We start from the raw sequence: 312 nt of genomic DNA, 5'->3' as shown, positions 1-312 counted from the left end.
AAGGCTACGAAGCCAGCGTCTAACTAAGGGATCATTCAATAACAAATAACAGCTCCCTTAAGATTTATCTTAAGTAATAATACTCGTTATTCTTTATCTTGGCAGGTTTGCCTGAGTCCAGCCCCTTTCACAGCGGGTGTCCACTTAGGCTTTACATGCCACTTGGGTTTGATTGGAGTGAGCGGCATCACCCGCTTTCTTGCCACCAACATATACACGCTTCCCATCGGCTTTAAGTAATGACGACAAAAGCGGCGCCATGGCGCAAAACGAGAAAGCCTCGAGCCTCGCGCTAAAGACGCATAAATAAAG

General features: G+C 46.5%; 1 pseudogene. It reads right to left on the bottom strand.

The window, feature by feature from the left end:
• Positions 1 to 86: 86 nt before the first annotated feature.
• Positions 87 to 312 (bottom strand): annotated as a pseudogene (locus CWB72_RS20800) (SAM-dependent methyltransferase); the annotation flags it as partial.

This window comes from Pseudoalteromonas phenolica, from assembly GCF_005886345.1.
Taxonomy (GTDB): domain Bacteria; phylum Pseudomonadota; class Gammaproteobacteria; order Enterobacterales; family Alteromonadaceae; genus Pseudoalteromonas; species Pseudoalteromonas phenolica_A.
This window is presented reverse-complemented; position numbering and strand designations above follow the sequence as displayed.